Below are 21,888 nucleotides of genomic sequence, written 5' to 3' on the forward strand. Positions count from 1 at the left end.
GGTTGAAACCAAATTACAATCTCTTTTTCATTGCCTTTATCACACTACGTTATAACTCGTCCAAGGATATACAATTAAGCATCACCTCAAGTTATTTTAGTCGTAATAAGTTGGCCAGCTTCATTAATAGTAACTTTCCATTTCACTCCACTAGCTGTCTTCATGATTATGCCTTTACTTGCCTCTATTTCAATATCTCCAAACATTCTTCCACCAGTTGTAGCTAACCAAGCATTCCCATTTTCCATAGAAGACCTTGCAAAAATGCGATTAATTCGAAAACGCTTATGATCTTGAGAATAACCACTTAATGTAATTCTTACTTTATATAGTTGATTCGCCTTCATATTCGATATAATTGTATCGCCTACATTTAATGGAACATCCGATGCGATAACCCAATTTCCAGTTGCGCTTAATGCATATTCAATTTTAATTTTTTTCGCGCTTTCTCCCCATCCAAAATACATTCCAAAACAATTTAACATTTGTATTGGTTTTTTCGTAAAATCCAGTTCAATGACAACTGGATTACTATCTGGAACGTCAATATAGTTTACACTTTGTTCATCTATTAAATTAAAGCAATTTGCGAGATTTCCACCGTACGGTACTTTCCCACTTACTTGCTTAACAATATACTTTTGCTGAGCATTTACTAATATATCATCTTGATTGCCTATTAAGTGAGGTTTATTTAACGTAATCGGTAACTGAATTCGAAGAGATTCTTCATAGGTAGACTTACAAACATTGTATTGCCCTTTATCTACAATAGTTGTCGAAAGCAGATTTGAAAAAAGGTAGTTACGATGAGAATTAGAAGAAAATTCAATGACAATTTGTTCACTACTCATCCGGTACGTATCCCAAATCATACAATCAAATGTATTATACGCACCTGAGCAACGAATTACTTTTTTCGTTTGTTGTCTACATTGCACTTGAATATCATGAAACGTATTTCCTGAACTTTCATTTGGCAAATCACTATTTCCATCTACTTCAATCCCATACCCGCATCCATCAATAAATATAGATTGAAATACATTGGCGTTAATCCAGCAAGGTGTATTGATATCATTTATATATTCTGTCTTCAAATGTATTGCAGTTTGAAAGTTTTTAATTTGAATAAATTTAACTTGAAAGAAACTAATAAAATCCCATGCCTTTTGACAATAAAAATGTATAGCTTTTCCTTTATACGATGGGGTTGCATTTACTATATTTATATTTGATATAACCGATTGATTAGGTACTTCGATTTGTTGTGAACCAGAAACATAAATAACAGCAGATTGAAACAATGGATTTATAACTTGAATAGTACCACCAATTACCGAAGCGTTACTTTGTAGCTCAAATGCATTAAAATCCCCATCAATTTGCAGCGTTACGGTAGGATCTAACTCTAATCTTACATTTGATTTAATAACAATTGGCTTTACAATTTTGTACGTATTTACTCCTGTAATTCTTACCGTCGAAATTCGGTTAGCTACACAATAATCAATAGCTTGTTGAATTGCTAATGAACTATCATTTCCTGAGTTCGGAACTGCGCCAAAACAATTAATATGAACGCTACTTTCTGGCACACAACCTTCTTGGGAAGAAATATATTCTGACAAAATAAATTCACTCCTCATATTACCTTTTTCATATAATATGTGAGTTCTCTCTTAAAAGTTTCTATAATAAAAAAAACAAACGACCTACCCGGTCATTTGTTTAATTCATATATATTTTTCGTTTCTTCTATCATTTTAGTTAACGAGAAATACCTCACTGCTTTCTCTCGTGCTTCGAGTCTAATAGCATTTACCTTTTCTTCATTCCCTTGTAGTTCCTCCAGTGCACTTGCGAATTCCAATTCGCAATATTCAGATACCAAAACACCTGATTCTCCATCTATTACCGCTTCATGTATTCCGCCAACATCTATTGAAACAATTGGTGTCCCTGTAGCCATCGCTTCAATTACTACCATTGGAAATACTTCACGAAAAGATAATAAAAGTAAGGCATCCATTTTCCCTATAAACTCATGCGGTTCTGAAATATTTCCTAGCATCTTTACACTTTGTCGCAATCCATATTTTTCTATTTCTTTCATAATCGATTCTTTCTCTGGTCCATCACCAGCAATATAAAACAGAAAATCATGTCTCTTTTTCAACACATTTGCAATTTTGACAAATAGTTGATGGTTTTTCTCTTTGGATAATCTAGCTAATATCCCTATTTTATATGTAGATTCTTTCTTTTTCTGCTGGAATAAAAACTTTTCAATATCGACACCGTTATAAATTGTATTTATTTTTTCTTCTGCTACATGAATTGAGATTAAATTATTCTTTTCAAACTCACTTACTGTAATAATATTGTTCACATATTTATTCATGAAATAACGAAAAAGCGTTGGCATTTTCTTTTCTAATATCGTTACATTATGTTTCGTATAAACAATTTTTATCTTTTTTTTAATAAACTTTTGAAGTAGCAAAGCATATAATACCATTCGCAAACTATTTGCATGAATAAGTTCTATCTTTCGTTTACAAATTTCGTTTCGTAAATAATAAATATTTCTCAAATGATTCCATCGACTAAGTAATATAAAATTTTCTTTTCTAGTAAGAGATTCATATAGTTCTCCATTACCTGCAGCTGTATAAATCTCAAAATCCTCATAATGCAAATTACTTTCCAATTTACAGAAATAGCTCTCGGCTCCGCCAGTTATCAATTTATCTGTCATCAACAGTATATTCATAATTGCGTCTTCCCAACTACATTGATTTTATTTTTTTTATAAGCATGATAAGCATACTTACTAAAATAGTAAAAAATTTGCACCGAATTCAGTCGTTCTTGTTCCCTTAACAATTTCCAATACCGGAAAGCTGCTCTAATTTTATTTCTAGAAACAGAATTTGTAACAATTCTATATTTTGCTAATACTTGCTGTATCCCTTTTGCTTCATACCCTTCATGTAATAAGTTCAACCATAACGCTGTATCTTCCGGCTGTATACTAGGCATTTCGACATACGGAATTTTTTCACGATCAATCATCACTGTTAAACACCCGATAATTGTATTCCCTGCTAAATAATGATAGTCAACAGATTTTGGTACACTCACTTCGCGATTTAGTTCATTACCATTTTCATCAATTAAACTATACGACGCATATGAAAAAGCAATATTCATTTCTTCCATAAATAATAATTGTGTCTTCAATTTATGCGGCAACCATATATCATCACTATCTAAAAAGGCAATGTACCTTCCTCTCGCCTCTTGAATCGCTAAATTCCGAGCTTTAGCAGCACCGACATTTTCTTTTAATGATAATAACCTAATTCGTGAGTCTCCTTCTATTATCTCTTTAATTTTTGCGGCAGATTGGTCGGTTGAACAGTCATCAACGATAATCATTTCCCAGTTTTCATACGATTGATTCTGTACAGATAAAATTGTCTCACCTATAAATCGTATACTATTATAAGAAGGTGTTATTACAGAAACATAAGGCGGCTCGTTATGTGCTGATAGACATTTTACCATCTATCTTTCTCCTTCCTTCATATATTGAAATATACTTCACAACAACTGCTAAAAATAAAAAGAACGCTTCGTTAATAATGAGTGACAATGACATCATCTGAAATAAAAATGCAATCATAGTCAATAGAAGGTATGGTTTTTCACGAAATAAAGTATGCTGCGCTAGCTTGAACATTAATATGAATAAAAACGCGCTATATAGAAGAAAACCAATTGTACCCGATTCAGACAAAATTTCTAAAAATGTATTGTGTACATATAATTTTTCATTAAATTGATACTCATAATAATTCGAAAAGTTAAAAGCACCGATTCCGATATATGGATTGGATAAATAATATTTAAAAGCAGCTTCCCATAATGTAAATCTACCACTTCCATTATCATGGGAAAAATCAGAGATTCGTTTATTTAATATGTCATCTAATTGGCCCCCCATTACACTATTCGATAAACTAAAAATAACTAAACTAAACAATACTAAGCTCATAATTATTTTTACTTTTTTAACGAAACTAGACATACATATATATACAAAAACGACAAGTACAAGAGCTAATATACCGCCCCTTGAAAAGGTTAATAGACTCGTCGTAACACATAAAATCAACCCTAATATATTGGTGATATTTTGTAAATTCGTCATATAGTACATAAAAAATATTGTATTATAGAAAATGAAAATATTAGGATCATCTAGCAATCCAATTAACCGTGGATATCCTCTATCAACTAATAACCCAGCAAAAATTTCTCTCTCTTCTCCACCGTATAAACCAAAGTATTGTAAACCGATTATATAGAGTATTAGACTTACAACATTAAATACTACTCCTACATAAGCAATAGATGATTCAAGTACCACTATTTCAGTATTCCCCAATAAATTCCTCATTATAAAATAGCATCCTAAAACGAGTAGCACGCCAAAAATCATACGAATACTAGCATTTAAATACATAGAAAGAATTCCACTTAAACAATAAATGAAATAAAACAGTAAAAATACAACTTCATGAAAATATAACTTTTGAATATGAAAGTCTTTAATTGTTAAACAAAAATATATGACTAAAAAAATCATATATACCTTCAATGAAAATCCAATATATAAATTGTATTTACTTAACATAACAAATAATATTAGAAGAATAATCCATCCCATCGATACTTTCATATTATTTCCCATAGGCTATATCCCCTGTTTCGTAATATAATCCTTTTTGCGTATTTTTCTTATAAAAGAAAGAAGAAGTTTTTTTAGCTCATAATCATATAGGAATATGGCAGCTACTACAATTAGTATATTAAGAACAAGCGCAATCAAATGATATGTATGCACTATATATTGCACTCCAATAAAGGTTACACCAAAATAAATTGTATACGGTATTACAATTTGGAATACAATTTTTTTCTTCACTACACTTACCGCTATATATCCCACTAAAGCGACGATTTCAAATAAAACCATAGCGTATGCCGCTCCTATCACTCCACCAATACTACTAAAGCTATAAAGCATAAACCCACCTATCACCAATGCTACACACTGCACAACAGTTCTTTTATTTTGACATCCACTCGTCGTTAAACCGTCAGCAATGGCAATATTTAAACTTTGTAGCACAATAAGAAATGATAATATTTGGAGTGGTTCTACTGCATTGCTCCATTCTTCATGAAAAAATATAGAAATAAAGTATGGTGCTAAATGATATAAACCGATCGTCATACATATTCCTACAATCGCCATTGATTTAATTTGAAGCAAATTTAATTTCGTATGCTCTTCTAAATTATTCTGGTTATAATGCTTAAAGAGCACTGGAAAAAATGCACCTGCAATTACCCCCGGTACTTGATATAAAGCTGCTGGCATCCGGTACGCCACTGCAAAAACACCTACCATATTTAATGGCAATGTATAGTTAAGCAAGATAGGCGCTAATTGTGGCGTACCCATTATTAAAAAACCGCTAATAATAAAAGGAGTTAATTGCCAAAATAACGCTTTATGAATTACGACTTTCATATTCATTTTCGTCTTTCTTCTCATGATATATATACTGAATAAACCGCCGATCATATACCCAAAAGCATATAAGCGAGCCGTTACATACACCGGTAACTCTCCGAAAATACAAAAACATGTAATTATAATAACAACCGATGATGATACAACTTTAATGAGCGCTATATACTTCATACGTTCCGTCAGTTGAAAATAGGCAATCCCTATGTTTTGCCAAGTTAATCCTATTAACATGAAAAACATTACGTTTATCATCATATAAATTAAATTTTTATCTACATACATATAATGAATAGAAATATAACCGATGATAGAAATAAAAATAAGTAGAATCATTCTTGTTTTTATATACGATGATAAAATCTTCTCTAAATCTGCTCCATCCTTTGCCCCTTCTCGAAGAAATGTATTACTAAGTCCTAAGTCTGTAAAAAATAACATAACAAACGTCACTGCTATGGCAACACTAAACATCCCATAATGTTGTGCGTTAAAAAAGTTTGCTAAAGCAATTAAACTGACAGCCTGAAGAAGGTTAGCTAAAATCGTGCTATAAAATAGATGGATAATATTATTTAGAATAGATCTACCCATACCAGTTCTCCTTTGCAAGTAACCTACTTACATATGTTGTTTGTTTACATATATATTTATCTTGCACCATTACCGTTCAATACAATTAAAACGGTCTTACATAAAATACGGATGTCCATCCGAATCGTTTTCATTTCAATATACTCCATGTCTAACCTCAACTTTTCCTTTGGATCAAGATTATACCCTCCATTTATTTGTGCCCATCCTGTTAAGCCTGGTTTTACCATTAAACGATCCTTAAATTCTGGAATATACGCATCAAATTCATTATAAAAAAACTCTCTCTCTGGTCTAGGACCTACAAAAGACATATCTCCTCTTAAAATATTTAAGAGTTGTGGTAATTCATCAATTCTCGTTTTTCTTATAAACAATCCAACTTTTGTAATTCTTTGATCATGTTCTTTTGCCCATTGTGGTCCGTTCATTTCAGCATCCTTTACCATCGACCTTAATTTAAATACATTAAACTTCTTCCCGTTTATACCTAAACGTTCTTGAAAGTAAATTGGAGCCCCTGATGTTTCTAAAGTAATCATAATACAAAAGAACAACATAATTGGTATCGTTAATAGTAACAATATGATTGAAAATATAATATCAAACAAGCGTTTTACACTTCGATTCAATATGCTAGGCTTTTCTTGAGCCGGAATCGTATACAACTTGGCTTGATTTGTTTCACGAATCATGGATCGTTACCCCCACATTCAAGAATATAAAATTATACCTATTAATTCACATTCTTTTCTCTTTATATCCGCTATTACTTTTTGCACTGTACGTAGTGAATCTTTTCGCTTTTTAACTGCTAAAACCACTCCATCGCACTTCCCTGCAATAATGTGCGTAGCAGGAAGGTCAAATACTTCAGAGGAATAAAAGAAAATGTAATCAAAATCTTCTTTCCACTTAGCAATCGCATTATCAAATTCATCCATAGCAATTAAGGGTGTCCCTGTGTGTACTGTTTTTTTTGCAGGAATACAATATAAGTATTTAGACAAATTACTAGAAAAAGATTCATAATTGCAGGGGGAAGAACTTATTATATCGTTTACTGTTATCATGTGATTACTTTGTAATAATACATGTAGTTTAGGGTCAGAAAAATTCACATCAATAAGTAACACCTTTTTCTTCATTTCCGCAAACACTAGCCCCATATTTACTATAAGCGAGGCAACAACACCTCTGTCCTTCGTTGAACTAACTGTGAACAGTTGTTTTCCAGATTTTTTCAGCTCGTGATATACCGTATAAAACTGCTCTTTCATCAGATCATCATGCATATTGAATGGCAGCTGTTTCTTTGTCCTAAACATCGACATGTTCACCTCGATATATAGATGATTGTTTATCAACCTCTGTAGGTTTCTTTTTTCTATTCGGTTTCATATTTATGTAACCAATAACAGAAACTGTAGTTATTTTCTCTAAATCCTGTTCCACGTATATACGTTCATCAAAATAATCTCGAAATACAGCTAAACCTATACCAACAAAAAAACTAACAATTAAAGAAATAGGAATGATTAGTTGAAATTTCGGAAACAATTTTTCGGCCTGTTCCTGTAACTCAGGATCAGTTAATACTTTCACTCCTTGTACATTTGTGTACTGTTGAAAGCTTTTTTGTGATTGCTCTGCCAATGTCTTTACTATGTCTTTCACGACTTTCGGATTGGAATCTTTTACTGTAACAGTTACAATTTGTGAGTTGTCCGTATTTACCACCGAGATTTTTTGTGCTAATTCATAACTTGATTGCTCTAATTTCAAAGTTTTTTTAACTGTTGAAATAATTAATGGGCTTTTTAAAATATCGACATACGATGTTACTAGTTGCTTATTTTCTTGTGTTTTATTTGTTGAATTTTCCTTATTAAACTCATCTAAATTCCCAACAAGAATTTGCGTTGAATATTGATATGACGGCTTTAAAACATACATAGAGATAAGAACTAAAGAAGCGGTTAAACAACACATCGTTAAAATAATCGTTACGAATCTTCTTTTCAATAATTGTTGAAAATCTTTTATACTCATTTCTTGCTTCAATTATTTCACCGCCCTTTTCTGAATAACATCCTGCAAGTCACTCTTTACAGATAACCCTTTCTCCTTTCTATCCACTTGTTTTGTTACATACTTTCCGACTCTCAATGCAAATTTTTCTACATATATATACGAAAGCATTGCAAATATAAACGAAAAAACAAGTGAAAAAATTAAAATAATAGGCAACGGTAATATTTTATGGAGCATGTATATAAGGGAAAATAACGATATAATATGATATAAATAAAGACTGTAAGAAATCTTCCCCAAATATAACAAGTATTTATTACGTAGTAAGGACGACAAAGTTGATATTGACAAGCTTAATATGACAAATAGACATGCGCTTATCGCCACTACATAGTCTCGAAATATAAAATTATTGAGCACTTTCATTTCTCCAATAAGCCCTTCATACATAAAAAGTAAAATCGCAAATAAAAACCATGCAATTTTCGTGTTTTTAGTACAATTACTATAAAAAACTATTAAATTATTTTTATACTTCGCAACTAGTGCTCCTAGTAAAAATAGCACCGTATAATGCAAAGTTAATGCATAGCTTGTTAATGTTAAGCCCGAACGAAACAAAAATAATATGATGACAGAACATATACTAAAACTAAACAATAATAGTAATGAACCCCTTAACGTTTTTCGTAAGCAAATCATCAAAATTAACGGGAAAATTATTGATATTCGCATTTCATGGACAAGCGACCAAATCACACCGTTATATGCATCTGTATTATATTTCCCAACCAATAAAATATGTTGTGCGATTAAGCTTGAAGAACTTTCAATCGTCCATGAGCGATTAAACCATTCACTTAAATAAGAAATACCATATTCACTAATTGTAGTCTGGCATATAATCGCTATAATTATTGCCACAATATAAGGAATATATATTCTGCATATACGTTTTAAAAGGTATGACCCATAGCTACTATAGTTTTTTTGAATAGATTCATACAAAACAAATCCGCTCAAAACAAAAAAGATAATAACAGATTCGTTACCACTACTAAAAATTAGACGAGCAGGTGTTTCTTTTAATAGATACACAACAAATGGTTTATTATCTTCATAACTGTAATTTTGAAATGCTGAAAAAATCATTAAATGATGACCAATCATTACTACTAATGAAGAAATCCCTCTTATAGAGTCCAATTCTTCGTATCTCTTCATCTTTTTACATCAACTCCTAATGAAATGATACTAATCATTTCAAAGCGACATCTTTATTCATATTCCTCTCCTTTCTTTTCATTCCAATTTTTCATATTAAAATGATTTTATAGTATAAATTTGAGTGTATTGTAACATTTTTTGTAATATTATGAATAGTAAATCTCAAAAATTGGTATATACCAATTTCAACCTCGAAAAATGAGTAATATTGATAGAAAAACACTATAAAAATATCTTGCATATTTACAAAATTAAAGAGATGCATAGCGTTTTTTCAATATAAAATAAAAAAGATAGCCTATATAGGCTATCTTTTTTATTTTATTTAATTACTGGCACCACTATATGCTACATGTCGTTTCTCAATTCTTTCTTCAATTTCTTTCATATTTTCTTTATTATTTAATAGTGATTGTTTATTTTCAATTAATAATTGTTTAAAAGATTTTCTCACTTTTTTTCTCATTTTCATTGTCCTCCTTGGGGGATGGTTTATATAAAAGATAAAGAATTATCTGTGTGTCCTTATAATAATTGATTGTTGTGAATTCTATTTGAACTTCATATGAAAATTCCGTTTATTTTCTGACAACTTTGTGAACACGAAAAAAAGACTCTCTAAAACTATGTTGAAATTAATTCACTTCATTATAAAAATTACTATTTCCATCAACTTTTATCATTATATCTTGTCGAAACATTTATATATTTAAAATTGATTTCGACATAATTTTATTTACTATAATACTGTTTATAAAAACAAAAAGAAGGTGTTGCATAAGTCAAAGTTCGACTTATGCAACATCCCTCTTTCTAAACTATTTATAGCATATTTATTAATATTTCAGGTCTTCCCCAATTCATTTCTTCACAAACAAATTTAAGTTTTTCTTCATCCATTGTGTGTAGTCCCTCTTCTAGTGCACATGAAATTGGAACTTCACAGTGAATTTGTGCTAATTGCAACGAAATATTTAAGTTCTCTAAATCACTTTCAATCTTCGTACGCTGCGCTTTCGTTAATAATTCTACATTTTCTAGTACAGCGGATACTGTTCCGTGCTCTTGAATAAGCTTATACGCTGTTTTTTCACCGATACCTTTTACACCTGGATAATTATCACTTGTATCTCCCATGAAAGCTTTTGCATGGACGATTTGCCACGGCTCTACACCTTTTTCTTCCATGATTTTCTCCGGTGTGTAATATTCGTAATTTCCAATTCCTTTACGCAGAAGCATAACTGTAACGTTCTTATCAACAAGTTGAAGTAAATCTGTATCACCAGTTAAAATATAAACTTCAGCTTCATTGCAATATTGTTTTGCAAGCGTACCGATACAATCATCGGCTTCGTAGCCTTTCATACCGATAACTGGAATGGATAATTTCGCAGTCATTTCTTGCACTAAATCAAATTGAGGAATTAATTCTTCTGGTGGCGCTGCACGATTTGCTTTATAATTCGAGAACGATTCTGTTCTAAATGTCGTACTTCCCATATCCCAGCATGTAACGATATGTGTTGGTTCGATCGCTTGCGTAGCTGTTAACAAGTGTTTCATATAACCATGAATCCCGTTCGTAGGGGTTCCATCTTGTCGTTTCATAAATTGTCCGTAGACACTTGTTGCGTAAAAAGCACGAAATAATAGTGCCATACCATCAACTAATAATACTTTTTTCATAATTCCTCTCCTATTAAAAAAATAATAACCTCACGTTATCACGTAAGGTTATATAAATAGATTACCATTCTACGTTTTTGCTCAACTTTGTCTATTATACATGGTTTTTGTATATTTAGCACCATTCACACATTAAGACATCCTACTACAACAAGTATGCAATATGCCTGAATACGTATTTTTTCCAGTAGAAACAACGACAGCCTTTGCATTTCCACTAACAATATGCGAACCTTTAAAACATACATTTTCAAGCTCAAGTGGATTATAATCTTTCATCCGTTTTAATGGAATAAATCGTTTACGTTCAAGGTGATAGCAGCTTTCAAACTTCTCTATACTCGCTTCGTTTCCCGTTAACACAGACTCATTTACTAATAAATCATCTGCATAAATAATACGTACATCAGCTGGCACAGCATCTCCAGCCGAAAGAAAAATCATATCTCCAGGTACAAGTTCTTGCACTGGTATCTCCATCATTTTCAGTTCACTATTTAGCCCTGTACTACTAGAACATTCTACTCTAGATACAGTAATCGTTTCACGTTGTAATTCATCACACACACGTTGTTTTGAAAAACCTGGGATCATGCCACCAAGCTTCATCATTACTTCTGCAAGAAGTGCTCTTTTTGAAGTTAGTTCATTTCGGCCATATACTTGAATACGTTTTTGTGCCTCTTTCATTGATAGTCCGTCTCTTGTTGTTTTAAAATATGCAAATACAGATTTTACATCTCTTGTTGCAATTTCAATTAATAAATCTTTATTTTTTTGAAGCATTGTTTGTTCTTTTATTGATTTTTTACTTAGTTTATATGACGTGTTACCCACAGTTTTGTTTGCATATAACATATTATCGTCTCCTCCTTTACAACATAGGAAGAAACGCTTTGTTTCTCAATTTATCCACTTTACTGTGAAAGTGTCTAGCGCTTTATAAACGCTACATTGTGATAAATATAGAGGGAGGAACAAATCGTTTCCTGCCTACATCATATATTTTTGATTTGAAGTATATGGGTAACGGAACCGAGTCAGAATTTGACATGCTCCTCACCTCCTCGTTTAATTTTATAGTTTATACTATGAAATTACTCATAGCTTGGTAACAAAAAAGACCCCTACCCTTAAGAGAGTAGTGGCCATTACATACACAAATAAACGATTTCTAATATAATTAGAAATCTACGGACCTCTCCCTCACCGAGTTTTAGCACTGTATAGCATAGGTACATTACCAGCTACGTTAAGAAAAACCTTAATTCGATCATTCCTGTTGACCCATTGGCGTCTCTCGACATTTTTGGGCAGTAGCATTTCTCTATACAGGAGCCTCACCTAACAGAGACTTATTTTCATTACATTGAAAATGTTACTCTTATTTAAAATAGATGTCAACCGTAGCCTACAATTTTTTCAAAAGGTATGGCAAACTAACATATATAAAGTGAAACTTTAATCAGTGGGGTTTTGTTCATCCCCCACTGATTATTAGCCCTCACCAATCGGGCTGCCCGGCAAATAGCGGAATAAAATAAAAAACTTTACGTTTAAACGTAAAGTTTTTAATAAGTTATACAGCCAGCAATTACAATCCCAATTGAAAGCGATAAAAACATAAGAAAAAGACCGACTGCTTGATTATCTTCTTCAAGACTTTTGTTTATATTAAAGCGTGGTGTAAGCCACTCAGCTAAATAAAAAACGATAATTTGAGCCAAAATCCCAACTGCTCCCCACGAAATCATATCAAGAAGTGAAATTGAATTAGCTGCTGTCGAATATAAAACAATAGCTAACCCAAGTAATCGTCCTCCAAGCACATAGCTTACCGCCTTATTCCCTTGAGCCATTAACTTAAATTCCTTAACTTTCGTTGTCACTTCCATCAAGAACAGACCAATACATAAAAGTCCGAGTGTTACTGCTAAATATGATAAAAAATTAATCATTTTTCCCCCTCCTTTTTATACCTACCGGTAAATAGTACGATTCATTTCCTGTAATCTTTTCTCCCGCGCGAATACCGATACTACTTGCTTTTCCAGCAATTAAAAAAGAACCAAACACATACGACAGTTTCTCCATCCCTTTTTCTGTTTCCAAGGATACGACTGGAAGTTCTATATACTTTTGAAATATCGGCAGTGAAGTTTTATACGTTTGATGTGCATTTTGAAGCATAATATTTTCATCCTTATCGCGAATCGTAATTGTATCTCCTTCTCTACCAAATGAAGGTTTTTGAACGAAAGAACCTTTTCCTAAAAATAAATCTGGTTCTAAATATGTAGGTAACATATATTCTTTAATCCACTGTTGTTCCTCGTTTGTATAAAAGACTTCTTCTTCTGCTAACCCCCAAATAAGACACTGAATTGATTTTGGCTGAAGTAAAAATGCTGACAAAGGATTTATTATAAAAAGCTTTCCGGCTTTTACAAGTTGCAGCAGTTCCACACCTACCAAATCTCCTGTTTCAGGATCTTGATCCTCAATTAAATCTTCTATCGGATATGTTTGACGATATAAAACATCAATCTTCGCCCCATCTTTATCAACTAGAGCACCTTTCGTAATTCTAAGTTCTGACATTGGCACTACTTTATTTTCAACATGGCATAACTGACTTAAATACATAGTCGTATTCCAATCCTCAATATGTTCATGATGTGCTGTAAAAACAACATTTGGATTGTCTAATCCCTTTGTCGCTTCCATTACAGCTTTCGTAACACCAGAAGATAGTAATCGTTCTTGATCCGAGTTTGGATCATCATAACCTAGGTTTTCACAAACTTTTCCATTCATTTGAAAGCATTCCATAATAAAAGTTGGTGTATCACTATTAAACTCAAGCATTTTAATTTGGTTATCAACCGTTATAACGAAATCAAATCGTGAAATAACAGATTCAGGATATAATCCTTTCATTCTAATGAATGATAAGCTCGCAGGAGGAAAACCAAGCTCAAGAATCTGTTCGTCACTTAAATTTCGCAAAAGTCTAGCAGTCTTAAAAAATATTTTACCCATTCGTTCAGTCGCTAAGTGTAATTGTTCCAAAGTCTGATTTGTTATAGAAAAAACATGAAACAAACTATATTCACATTCATATAAATCCGACCAAAAATTCGGATATTTTAAATAAAAATCTTTTCGATCCCTTATGTATTGCGACATATTTTATCCCCCAAATCCTCCCTTTGAACCGCTTCCAATTCCACCTTTAAATTCAGCAGACGATTGATACGATTTAAACGCCGATGAATTTTTAAAAGTGGATTTATTTTGATAATATCGCCCACCATAGAAATAATGCCCACGATAACCTGAACTACTATCATCACACTGCCATACCCCAAGTTCATCATCCCAATCCCAATCAGAACAACTATTATCATTCGGTTTTGGGGGAAGATCTTGTGCGCAACCAAATAAAGTGCCAGTCATTAAAGACGTTACGACACCACCTACTAGCCATTTCGTTTTTGTCACCTTCGCACTCCCCTTTTTAAATTCTATTCCTATTATATAGGATGGCATGATAAAGTAGAAGAAAAAGGAAGAAGAGGGATGAAATGCGCTTAGAATATCGACTTAATGATGAAACGAAAGGGTATCCTGCTTTATGGAACTACGCCAATATTTCTAATTCTGAAATCATCGCACGCATGACTTGTGAATATTTTATTAAAGAGAAAAATACTTATGTTGTTACTGCAACTTCGGTTGATCCAGACGGAACAGCAGTTATTTATATTCAAAAAGAAGTTTTCGCCAATGACCCTTCAGACCCTACATACTCCCACATCGGTTTTGAAATTAGAGAACTAAGTGAAACGAGTTCAAGCTTAGTAGATAGTCAAGATGTATGGAACTACGAAGAAATTTTACCATCTCTTCATTCAGATATTATATATATTCAGCGAGACGGCATGTCTATGGAATTCTCCTTGGATTCAAGAGAGATTGATGAAGACAGAAAGTGCTACATTTATTACGGAAACTTCACAGGTGAATCAAGATAATATTGATATATCTATGCAACAAAAAAACCTTACGTATAAAACGTAAGGTTTTTATATAGCCCCACATATGCCGTTCTCTCTAGATGTCCATAAACCTGCTCTCACAGGTGGATGCTCTCACAAATGTTTGTAACTTCCTTCTTAAAAAGATGGCATGTTAGCTACATTTAAATATTGAACTTCCATATTAAACTTATTGGTTTAAGACATGCATAAGCTACGTACACCGTAGGAATTTTATATAAGGTTAGTTGAAATAAGACCCCCGCACGTGCCGCTCCTCGTAAATGTCCAAAAACCCGCTACTCGCAGGTGGATGCCCTCACAGTTACCGTACATCTTCCTCCACAAGGAAGGCTTGATGATGGTCGCTAAATATTGAGCTTCCGTATAACTAACATCGGTTTTAGACATAAATAAGTTACGTACACCGCAGGATGTATTATTTACTTGTCGTTATATTATCACATTGTTTCCAATGTGTAAAATACAAAGTTTTTCGAGCAATCTCTTGCTTGTGACCTTATTTTAATACAAATTATTTTTGCATGCAAGTGATTAATCTTCTTCTTTTGCAATTTGATTTTCTGGATAAGAAATCCAATCACTCCAGCTACCCGCATACAATTTAACATTTTGGAATCCAGCCAATTTTAACGCAATGATATTTGGACATGCCGTAACACCAGAACCACAATATACAATGGTTTCCTTATCTTTCGACAGATTTTGGAATCGTCCTTGTTGCTCAGCTTCATTCTTAAATTGTCCTGATTGCAACATTCCATCCTTCCAAAAATAGTTTGCTGCTGTCGGAATATGTCCTGCTTTATGATCGACAAGTTCCTCTACACCAGCATAACGTTTTGGCTCTCTTGAATCAATTAACGTAACATCTGCACCTGCCTGGATATTCTCTCTTACTGTTTCCATCGATACAAGCATATGATCTTGTATGTTTGTTTTGAATGTTTTTCGTATAACAACAGGAATTTCCGTTGTTGTCGGTAGTCCATTCTCTTTCCAAACCGGGAAACCACCATCTAATATATATACTTTCTCATGTCCTACATAGTTACATAACCACCATAAACGAGCAGCATTTGCACCAGCTTGACTGTCATACGCAATTACTGTCGTATGTTCATCAATACCAACCTCCGAAAGCTTGTCCGCAAACTCTTCAATGCTTGGCAACGGGTGGCGGCCACCATGCTCTACTATAGGACTTGATAAATCTAAATTCAAATCAAAATATAAAGCATGAGGAATATGTTCTTCTTCATACTTTTCTCTACCCCAATTAGGATTCGCTAAATCAAAACGACAATCGATTACACGGACGTTCTCATCTTCTATATGCTCACGTAACCATTCGACTGTAACTATCATCTTTAACGACCTTCTTTCTCTTGTAAACGACTTACATACTCCATAACCATTTCTTCTGTAACATATTTACGCTGCAAGGTAACACCATTTTTTGCAAGATCATTAATTTGCTTTGTTACAACATTAATGACATCAACCGAAAATTCTTTCCCATTTGACGCAAGAGATACGGCTGCTTCAATAGCTGCTTCACGCTGCGCATCTAATTGTAAACATGCTTTTACACTTTCATTTTGTTTACGAGAATGTGCTGTAATTGCTTTATGTACTTCCATCTTCTCTTCCCCCTAAATAAGTTATACGTTCTAATTCAATTCCATTGCAAGCCGAATCATATCACGGCATACAATGCCATTTTCAATAATCTCTTCTTCATAATGCTTCGAAAAGTAATCAAAATCAATAGAAAAAATACGAAATCCACATTTTTGATATAAAGCAAGTTGTGAAACACTAGAATTGCCTGTACCAACTTCCAGTTTTGACATACCATATCCTTTAGCAGTTTCTACAGCATGACTTACTAGCTTCTTTCCAATCCCTTTTCCTTGCACATGCTCTGCAACCGCAATATTCATGATTTCCATCGTCTTTGGCCTTGTTTCCAAAAGAACATATACACCGATAACGCTACCCTCTTGCTTTGCTACGTATGTTAATCCTCTTTGTACATATGTAGCTATTTGCCGTTCACTTGGATCAGCAAGTAGCAATAAAGACTTCGGTATAGCTTCTTCTTTCGAAATATACTCTATTACTACACCCATAAAAATTCCCCTTTCTCTATTGTTCTAAACCCTCCTTGTCTACCATAAGTAATAGAAAGGAGGGGTTCATCATGGACAACAATGAGAAAAAATGCAACGTCATCTCTATTGATGGAAAGAAGAAGAAAAGCGACACGTATTCCTATCCAAAATTAGTAGTAGAAAATAAAACATATGAATTTTCTTCATTCGTCTTATGCGGTGAAACACCAGACGGCAGACGACTCGTTCTTACTCATATGATTTCTACCGATGAATTTGCTGGATTTGTAAAATCTTTAGATACTGTACTGCAAAAGAAAATTGAACGAATCTTTTTCTCATAACGACTATATAACATAAATTTCTTTTTCAATCTCTACTAACTGCTTGTGCAATTGTTCTTTACTTTGCTCATATAGAGATACATCAATCGTTTCAGCCAATGCAAATAATATACTTTCATAATAATTCATCACATCTTGCTGCATTACTTTTTGGAATAAGTTCCATTTCAAATCCCACTCTTGCTTATAATGATGAACAAATAAATCTTTTTCATCAGCTACATAGTTTGATACGAAAGGTTCTAATACAACTTTAGCCTCTTCTTGCATGAATGCTTTATCATTTTTTTCAAAAAAGCTTTTTTCATTTTTAAAATGTGCCAGTGCTTTTTTGAAATCTTTTATTTCAACTGAAGGGAACGGTTCTTTATGTGTAATATCTTTATATTCATACTCCACTGTTCCATTCATAGAAATTGATTGATTTTCTACTTTACAGTTCACTACAATTTCGTCCTTTGCACGCTTCATCGCTTCGTCTATCCATTTTTCAAGACGTAATGATGTCGCACGCATTTCTTGTAATAAATCATGCTGAATAAATGCTACTAATTCCATAACACACTGTTGCAATTGTGTTTTCACATTTCCATCCGTTCGAAGTGACGCCGGATTAATAAATTCAGTAAACACATCGTTATAACGTAGGAATAGACGCTGTTGCACGTAATAAAGCAACTCTTTCACTTCATTTTGCATCGCCTGTTCTTCAGCAAGTACACTATATGATGAAATGATATGAAGTAGTTGATCACGCTCTGCTTCATATTTTTTCGTTTGCTTCTCTTTCTCTTCATTCCCCTGCTTTGCACCATTTATCATGTTTACTAAAAGCTGATCTGCCCCTTGCAACGCACCGTATAGAGCATGCACAGAAACAAGCATTAAATCTCTCATCATAAAGGACGTAAATGATTCCTCAAACTTAGTAATTCCAGAGTTTTGTAAAATACCATACTTCTCTTTTTCAACACTCTTTCCTTGTTTCTCTTCAAGCGCACATAAACTTGAAATTGCAAATAAACGCGGATTTCTAATACCGTATTGCAGTAGCTGATCTGCGATATAACCTTTTACCATTTCAAGTTCTTCTTCAGACTCTGCTAAATCCGCCGCATTAATTAAGAAGAACATTTTATCAAGAGCAAAAGTATCCTTTACACGACCAAGCTGAATTAAAAATTCACGATCCGCACGAGAGAATACATGGTTATAATATGTTACAAATAAAATAGCATCTGCGTTTTTAATATACTGGAATGCAACATCCGTATGGCGAGCATTAATAGAATCCGCTCCAGGTGTGTCTACAAGCGCTACTCCCTGCCTTGTTAAAGCACAATCATAATAAAGCTCCATATACTCAACGAAGCATGATTTTTCTTCGTTCGCTACATAATCAGAGAACTCTTCTAATGTAACTTGTACTTGTTCTCCTAAATAAGTAGAAACTGCATCATACCCTTTTTGTACCGCTCGTAAGAAGCTAAATGTTGTTTTTTGCTTCCCAGTTGGTGAAGGATATTTCATAACTTTATCAATTTGTGCTAACGCCTCATCTAACGTAGTAATCTCATAATGAAACAGCTTATAAACAGCTTTCATATCTTCTAATAAAGCTTGCTTTGATTTGAATTGAACCATTACTGTTCCGTGTGGTTTTTCCTCTGTAACCGGCAAAATTTGATTAATCGTTGCCGTCGTCGGATTTGGTGATACAGGAAGTACCTTCTCACCTAGTAAGGCATTGGCAAATGATGATTTCCCAGCACTAAAAGCTCCGAATAACGCTACTGTAAATTGTTTCGTTTCCACACGACGCCTTTTTTCTATTACCTCTTGCTGTACATGTTTCAGCGCTGGCAATGGCTCTAATATCATTTCAGCTTTCTTCACTTTCTCTAATATACGCTGAATATTTAAAACTGCTGTTCCTTTTATCTCTTCTTCATGAGCCGCCCCGTTATCATTTACAATCTCCTGCTCTTGTAGTGTAAATTTCTCACTAACAATTTGTTTTTCACGTTGCAATATCTCCTCTATTTGCAATCCTTCTGGTGTAGCAACACGCTCGCGCCAAATATTTTGTAAATAACTTTCATATGTCTCTAAATTGTTACTGTATTGTAATTCCGTCTCTTTTGCCGTTTGCAACATCGTATATTTTTCAATCTCTTGTTCCATACGAGCAACTGCTTCCTTCACCTTTTGCTTTAAAACGACTGCACTTTTATCAAAAATTTGCTGAGCTTTTGTAAAATAACGTTTCTTCAGTTCATTCGCTACATCCGCTGTATAAAGAAGTAAGTAATCACCTGTGAAACCTGCACCTTGTTTAATGACTTCAGCTAACATTTCTGGTCCAAAAGCAATTTCTAAAGCATATATGTCTTTCCCAATTTCCTCCGTGAACAATCCTTCTTCTTTTAAGAAGGCCACAATAAATTCTTTCACATGAAAATCAAGTTGCGTTTCAACAGTCTTTTGAAGGGCAGAATAAAACGCCTCTACACGTCTTTGTTTTTCTTGCTCCGTCTTTCCTTTTGCAAATAGCAAACCAACTTTAAACTTTGTTAATTTCGTTTCTAAATATGCATTTGCCAATTCTCTCATTTCAAATGGCATTAAATACGCGTTATCTAATATAGCTTGTAAACCTTTTATAAATTCGTTTCTCACATGAGATTCTTTACTAGCCTCGCGATGTTTAATTTCCGTTAGCTCTTCTTTCTTTTCAACTATTTCTGAAATCGAAAGCGGTGATGCTAACTCTTCCTCATATGTCAAAAGAGCTTTTTCATTTTCAGAAAGAATAAACGAGAAATGTTCCCCCATTAAATATTCTGTTTCTCGCTCCATTCCATCTCTTACATACTGCTCTTTTTCTTTCATAATAGATGTAATTAATGTTTCTAAGCTTCCAATTTCATTATGTGGATGGTTCATCATTCTTAATGACGTATAATAAACTCCATCTACTTCAATATCCCAGTTAGAGAACGATTGTTTTACACTATCTTTATAATCCTCAAACGATAATTCATTTTCTTTATGTTTATCTATTTGATTTACAACGAGATAAACCGTTTTATTACGTTGTTTCAATTCTTTAACAAATTGTAAATTCACTTCCGATTGGACGTGATTATAATCCATCATATAAAAAATTACGTCTGCTAGATGCAGCGTTGATTCTGTCGCTAATTGATGGGCATCATCTGTTGAATCAATCCCTGGTGTATCAACTAACATAACACCCTCAGGAATTGGCGCATCATTCCGATAAATATGAACACCAATTACCTCATCACCGTCTTTACAAATTTGTTTTAATTCTTCCGCTGAATATGCACCATCATATTCGTACTGTTCTCCAGATTTAATCGTTACAACAACACGATCAAATCCCTTTTCAATTTTAACGACGTTAGCGCTTGTCGGAATTGGACTTGTTGGTAACAACTGTGCTTTATATAGATGATTCATCATCGTTGATTTCCCTGCAGAGAAGTGACCGCAGAACGCTATCATAAGCTGTTCTTGTTTATATTTTTGAATCACCTCAAACAACTTTAAACTATTCTCTGCATCGCCGTGTTTTTGCCACTCTTCATAAAAACAAACAAGTTTTCTCATACCGTTTGTCTGTACTATGTTTGTCATCCCCTTGTTCCCCTTTATCCAAGATGTATATACTTTTCCCTGCTATTTGCGAGCTCATAACCAGTGAGAGTTACACCTACCCATTGATTACAGTTTCACTTTACTATCATACTAAATTTTCAGCATATTCTCATTAAAAATAAAAAATCCCTTTCATTCTTTTTACAAATGAAAGGGATTTTATGTCATATCACTCATTTTGCTGTTCCTACTCCATTTAAAACATACTTTGTAATAACTGCATATACAACGACTGTACCTGCTACTAATGCATATACCATACTTACGCACCAACCTTTTTTGATAATGATTATCACTTTTGAATACAGTTTATCATTAAAGAGAATCATTATCAACACTTTTCATAAAGAAAGCCCCTTATAGGAAGGAGCTTTACTGCCTGTTTTGAAGAAGGTTAAAACTTGTTGTGCACTCTTATTATATCTCATAATACGCATCTTAACAGTTTTAAAAATTGGAAATTACCTATATACCCTCTTCTTTACATTTTGTATAATAAAAGGGAATTACTTAACAAGGAGGAAAAT

At 33.3% G+C, this 21,888-nt stretch carries 22 protein-coding genes, 2 other RNA genes and 1 riboswitch; of the genes, 2 read left to right on the plus strand and 22 right to left on the minus strand.

Going from position 1 to position 21,888, the window contains the following annotated elements:
• Positions 1 to 86: 86 nt before the first annotated feature.
• From ACLBXA_RS26475 to ACLBXA_RS26545, 15 genes are all read right to left on the minus strand, one after another.
• Positions 87 to 1,634, minus strand: coding sequence for a hypothetical protein (locus ACLBXA_RS26475; RefSeq protein WP_000006070.1), 1,548 nt, complete (start codon positions 1,632 to 1,634; stop codon positions 87 to 89).
• Between the two features lie 92 nt (positions 1,635 to 1,726).
• Complete coding sequence (locus ACLBXA_RS26480; protein ID WP_001023692.1) at positions 1,727 to 2,779, minus strand: glycosyltransferase family 4 protein; 1,053 nt, start codon at positions 2,777 to 2,779, stop codon at positions 1,727 to 1,729.
• Positions 2,776 to 3,576 (minus strand): glycosyltransferase family 2 protein, encoded by an 801-nt coding sequence (locus tag ACLBXA_RS26485; RefSeq protein ID WP_000237677.1) that lies wholly within the window; start codon positions 3,574 to 3,576, stop codon positions 2,776 to 2,778. Before ACLBXA_RS26485 ends, ACLBXA_RS26480 begins: the two co-directional genes overlap by 4 nt.
• Positions 3,551 to 4,765 (minus strand): O-antigen ligase family protein, encoded by a 1,215-nt coding sequence (locus ACLBXA_RS26490; protein ID WP_000527867.1) that lies wholly within the window; start codon positions 4,763 to 4,765, stop codon positions 3,551 to 3,553. Before ACLBXA_RS26490 ends, ACLBXA_RS26485 begins: the two co-directional genes overlap by 26 nt.
• A gap of 3 nt (positions 4,766 to 4,768) precedes the next feature.
• Positions 4,769 to 6,205: an oligosaccharide flippase family protein gene (locus ACLBXA_RS26495; RefSeq protein ID WP_136803974.1), complete on the minus strand. Its 1,437-nt coding sequence runs from the start codon at positions 6,203 to 6,205 to the stop codon at positions 4,769 to 4,771.
• A gap of 56 nt (positions 6,206 to 6,261) precedes the next feature.
• On the minus strand, positions 6,262 to 6,900 hold the full coding sequence (locus tag ACLBXA_RS26500) for a sugar transferase (RefSeq protein ID WP_000617647.1): 639 nt from the start codon (positions 6,898 to 6,900) through the stop codon (positions 6,262 to 6,264).
• A gap of 18 nt (positions 6,901 to 6,918) precedes the next feature.
• The gene (locus tag ACLBXA_RS26505) at positions 6,919 to 7,539 is read right to left on the minus strand and encodes a CpsD/CapB family tyrosine-protein kinase (RefSeq protein ID WP_041488115.1); all 621 of its coding nucleotides are present in this window, start codon (positions 7,537 to 7,539) and stop codon (positions 6,919 to 6,921) included.
• Complete coding sequence (locus ACLBXA_RS26510; RefSeq protein WP_000807060.1) at positions 7,526 to 8,269, minus strand: YveK family protein; 744 nt, start codon at positions 8,267 to 8,269, stop codon at positions 7,526 to 7,528. Before ACLBXA_RS26510 ends, ACLBXA_RS26505 begins: the two co-directional genes overlap by 14 nt.
• Complete coding sequence (locus ACLBXA_RS26515; RefSeq protein WP_000833052.1) at positions 8,270 to 9,463, minus strand: acyltransferase family protein; 1,194 nt, start codon at positions 9,461 to 9,463, stop codon at positions 8,270 to 8,272.
• A gap of 328 nt (positions 9,464 to 9,791) precedes the next feature.
• On the minus strand, positions 9,792 to 9,932 hold the full coding sequence (locus ACLBXA_RS26520) for an FbpB family small basic protein (protein ID WP_001228048.1): 141 nt from the start codon (positions 9,930 to 9,932) through the stop codon (positions 9,792 to 9,794).
• Positions 9,933 to 10,288: 356 nt separating this feature from the next.
• Entirely contained in the window at positions 10,289 to 11,155 is an 867-nt protein-coding gene (locus ACLBXA_RS26525; RefSeq protein ID WP_086402356.1) for a 5'-3' exonuclease, read from the minus strand.
• A gap of 132 nt (positions 11,156 to 11,287) precedes the next feature.
• Positions 11,288 to 12,013, minus strand: a complete 726-nt coding sequence (locus tag ACLBXA_RS26530; RefSeq protein ID WP_000964950.1) for a P-type ATPase — start codon at positions 12,011 to 12,013, stop codon at positions 11,288 to 11,290.
• Between the two features lie 335 nt (positions 12,014 to 12,348).
• Positions 12,349 to 12,514: riboswitch (M-box (ykoK) riboswitch) on the minus strand.
• A gap of 212 nt (positions 12,515 to 12,726) precedes the next feature.
• Positions 12,727 to 13,113: a DUF350 domain-containing protein gene (locus ACLBXA_RS26535; protein ID WP_000606873.1), complete on the minus strand. Its 387-nt coding sequence runs from the start codon at positions 13,111 to 13,113 to the stop codon at positions 12,727 to 12,729.
• On the minus strand, positions 13,106 to 14,344 hold the full coding sequence (locus ACLBXA_RS26540) for a glutathionylspermidine synthase family protein (protein ID WP_000084926.1): 1,239 nt from the start codon (positions 14,342 to 14,344) through the stop codon (positions 13,106 to 13,108). Before ACLBXA_RS26540 ends, ACLBXA_RS26535 begins: the two co-directional genes overlap by 8 nt.
• 3 nt (positions 14,345 to 14,347) lie before the next feature.
• Positions 14,348 to 14,659 (minus strand): hypothetical protein, encoded by a 312-nt coding sequence (locus tag ACLBXA_RS26545; RefSeq protein ID WP_000169030.1) that lies wholly within the window; start codon positions 14,657 to 14,659, stop codon positions 14,348 to 14,350.
• Between the two features lie 83 nt (positions 14,660 to 14,742).
• Between ACLBXA_RS26545 and ACLBXA_RS26550 the strand changes: the two genes are divergently transcribed.
• Complete coding sequence (locus ACLBXA_RS26550) at positions 14,743 to 15,192, plus strand: hypothetical protein (protein ID WP_001235522.1); 450 nt, start codon at positions 14,743 to 14,745, stop codon at positions 15,190 to 15,192.
• A 54-nt stretch (positions 15,193 to 15,246) separates the two neighbouring features.
• On the opposite strand, the gene ssrS (ACLBXA_RS26555) is transcribed toward ACLBXA_RS26550, so the two are convergent.
• The 5 genes from ssrS (ACLBXA_RS26555) to ACLBXA_RS26575 form a co-directional block, all read right to left on the minus strand.
• Positions 15,247 to 15,430, minus strand: a non-coding RNA gene (ssrS, locus tag ACLBXA_RS26555) — 6S RNA.
• 21 nt (positions 15,431 to 15,451) lie between these two features.
• A non-coding RNA gene (ssrS, locus tag ACLBXA_RS26560) (6S RNA) lies at positions 15,452 to 15,634 on the minus strand.
• 116 nt (positions 15,635 to 15,750) lie between these two features.
• Positions 15,751 to 16,584 carry a sulfurtransferase gene (locus tag ACLBXA_RS26565; protein WP_000637581.1) on the minus strand — a complete coding sequence of 278 codons (834 nt, stop codon included), beginning with the start codon at positions 16,582 to 16,584 and terminating at the stop codon, positions 15,751 to 15,753.
• Positions 16,585 to 16,586: 2 nt separating this feature from the next.
• Positions 16,587 to 16,859 carry a YpbS family protein gene (locus tag ACLBXA_RS26570; protein ID WP_000451820.1) on the minus strand — a complete coding sequence of 91 codons (273 nt, stop codon included), beginning with the start codon at positions 16,857 to 16,859 and terminating at the stop codon, positions 16,587 to 16,589.
• Between the two features lie 30 nt (positions 16,860 to 16,889).
• Positions 16,890 to 17,351: a GNAT family N-acetyltransferase gene (locus ACLBXA_RS26575; protein WP_000539329.1), complete on the minus strand. Its 462-nt coding sequence runs from the start codon at positions 17,349 to 17,351 to the stop codon at positions 16,890 to 16,892.
• Positions 17,352 to 17,422: 71 nt separating this feature from the next.
• Here ACLBXA_RS26575 and ACLBXA_RS26580 point away from each other — a divergent pair, with 71 nt between their 5' ends.
• Positions 17,423 to 17,677 carry a DUF3931 domain-containing protein gene (locus ACLBXA_RS26580; protein WP_000369740.1) on the plus strand — a complete coding sequence of 85 codons (255 nt, stop codon included), beginning with the start codon at positions 17,423 to 17,425 and terminating at the stop codon, positions 17,675 to 17,677.
• A 3-nt stretch (positions 17,678 to 17,680) separates the two neighbouring features.
• On the opposite strand, the gene ACLBXA_RS26585 is transcribed toward ACLBXA_RS26580, so the two are convergent.
• A complete protein-coding gene (locus tag ACLBXA_RS26585; RefSeq protein ID WP_098829764.1) occupies positions 17,681 to 21,340 on the minus strand; it encodes a dynamin family protein in 3,660 nt (1,219 codons plus the stop codon).
• Positions 21,341 to 21,534: 194 nt separating this feature from the next.
• Positions 21,535 to 21,690: a hypothetical protein gene (locus ACLBXA_RS26590; protein ID WP_000600126.1), complete on the minus strand. Its 156-nt coding sequence runs from the start codon at positions 21,688 to 21,690 to the stop codon at positions 21,535 to 21,537.
• Positions 21,691 to 21,888 lie beyond the last annotated feature (198 nt).

Source organism: Bacillus sp. D48C, from assembly GCF_053345735.1.

Coding starts and splice junctions, on each gene's coding strand:
- ACLBXA_RS26480 (WP_001023692.1), bottom strand. CDS start 2,779: ATGAATATACTGTTGATGACAGATAAATTGATAACTGGCGGAGCCGAG.
- ACLBXA_RS26485 (WP_000237677.1), bottom strand. CDS start 3,576: ATGGTAAAATGTCTATCAGCACATAACGAGCCGCCTTATGTTTCTGTA.
- ACLBXA_RS26490 (WP_000527867.1), bottom strand. CDS start 4,765: ATGGGAAATAATATGAAAGTATCGATGGGATGGATTATTCTTCTAATA.
- ACLBXA_RS26495 (WP_136803974.1), bottom strand. CDS start 6,205: ATGGGTAGATCTATTCTAAATAATATTATCCATCTATTTTATAGCACG.
- ACLBXA_RS26500 (WP_000617647.1), bottom strand. CDS start 6,900: ATGATTCGTGAAACAAATCAAGCCAAGTTGTATACGATTCCGGCTCAA.
- ACLBXA_RS26505 (WP_041488115.1), bottom strand. CDS start 7,539: ATGTCGATGTTTAGGACAAAGAAACAGCTGCCATTCAATATGCATGAT.
- ACLBXA_RS26515 (WP_000833052.1), bottom strand. CDS start 9,463: ATGAAGAGATACGAAGAATTGGACTCTATAAGAGGGATTTCTTCATTA.
- ACLBXA_RS26520 (WP_001228048.1), bottom strand. CDS start 9,932: ATGAGAAAAAAAGTGAGAAAATCTTTTAAACAATTATTAATTGAAAAT.
- ACLBXA_RS26525 (WP_086402356.1), bottom strand. CDS start 11,155: ATGAAAAAAGTATTATTAGTTGATGGTATGGCACTATTATTTCGTGCT.
- ACLBXA_RS26530 (WP_000964950.1), bottom strand. CDS start 12,013: ATGTTATATGCAAACAAAACTGTGGGTAACACGTCATATAAACTAAGT.
- ACLBXA_RS26535 (WP_000606873.1), bottom strand. CDS start 13,113: ATGATTAATTTTTTATCATATTTAGCAGTAACACTCGGACTTTTATGT.
- ACLBXA_RS26540 (WP_000084926.1), bottom strand. CDS start 14,344: ATGTCGCAATACATAAGGGATCGAAAAGATTTTTATTTAAAATATCCG.
- ACLBXA_RS26550 (WP_001235522.1), top strand. CDS start 14,743: ATGCGCTTAGAATATCGACTTAATGATGAAACGAAAGGGTATCCTGCT.
- ACLBXA_RS26565 (WP_000637581.1), bottom strand. CDS start 16,584: ATGATAGTTACAGTCGAATGGTTACGTGAGCATATAGAAGATGAGAAC.
- ACLBXA_RS26570 (WP_000451820.1), bottom strand. CDS start 16,859: ATGGAAGTACATAAAGCAATTACAGCACATTCTCGTAAACAAAATGAA.
- ACLBXA_RS26575 (WP_000539329.1), bottom strand. CDS start 17,351: ATGGGTGTAGTAATAGAGTATATTTCGAAAGAAGAAGCTATACCGAAG.
- ACLBXA_RS26580 (WP_000369740.1), top strand. CDS start 17,423: ATGGACAACAATGAGAAAAAATGCAACGTCATCTCTATTGATGGAAAG.
- ACLBXA_RS26585 (WP_098829764.1), bottom strand. CDS start 21,340: ATGACAAACATAGTACAGACAAACGGTATGAGAAAACTTGTTTGTTTT.
- ACLBXA_RS26590 (WP_000600126.1), bottom strand. CDS start 21,690: ATGATTCTCTTTAATGATAAACTGTATTCAAAAGTGATAATCATTATC.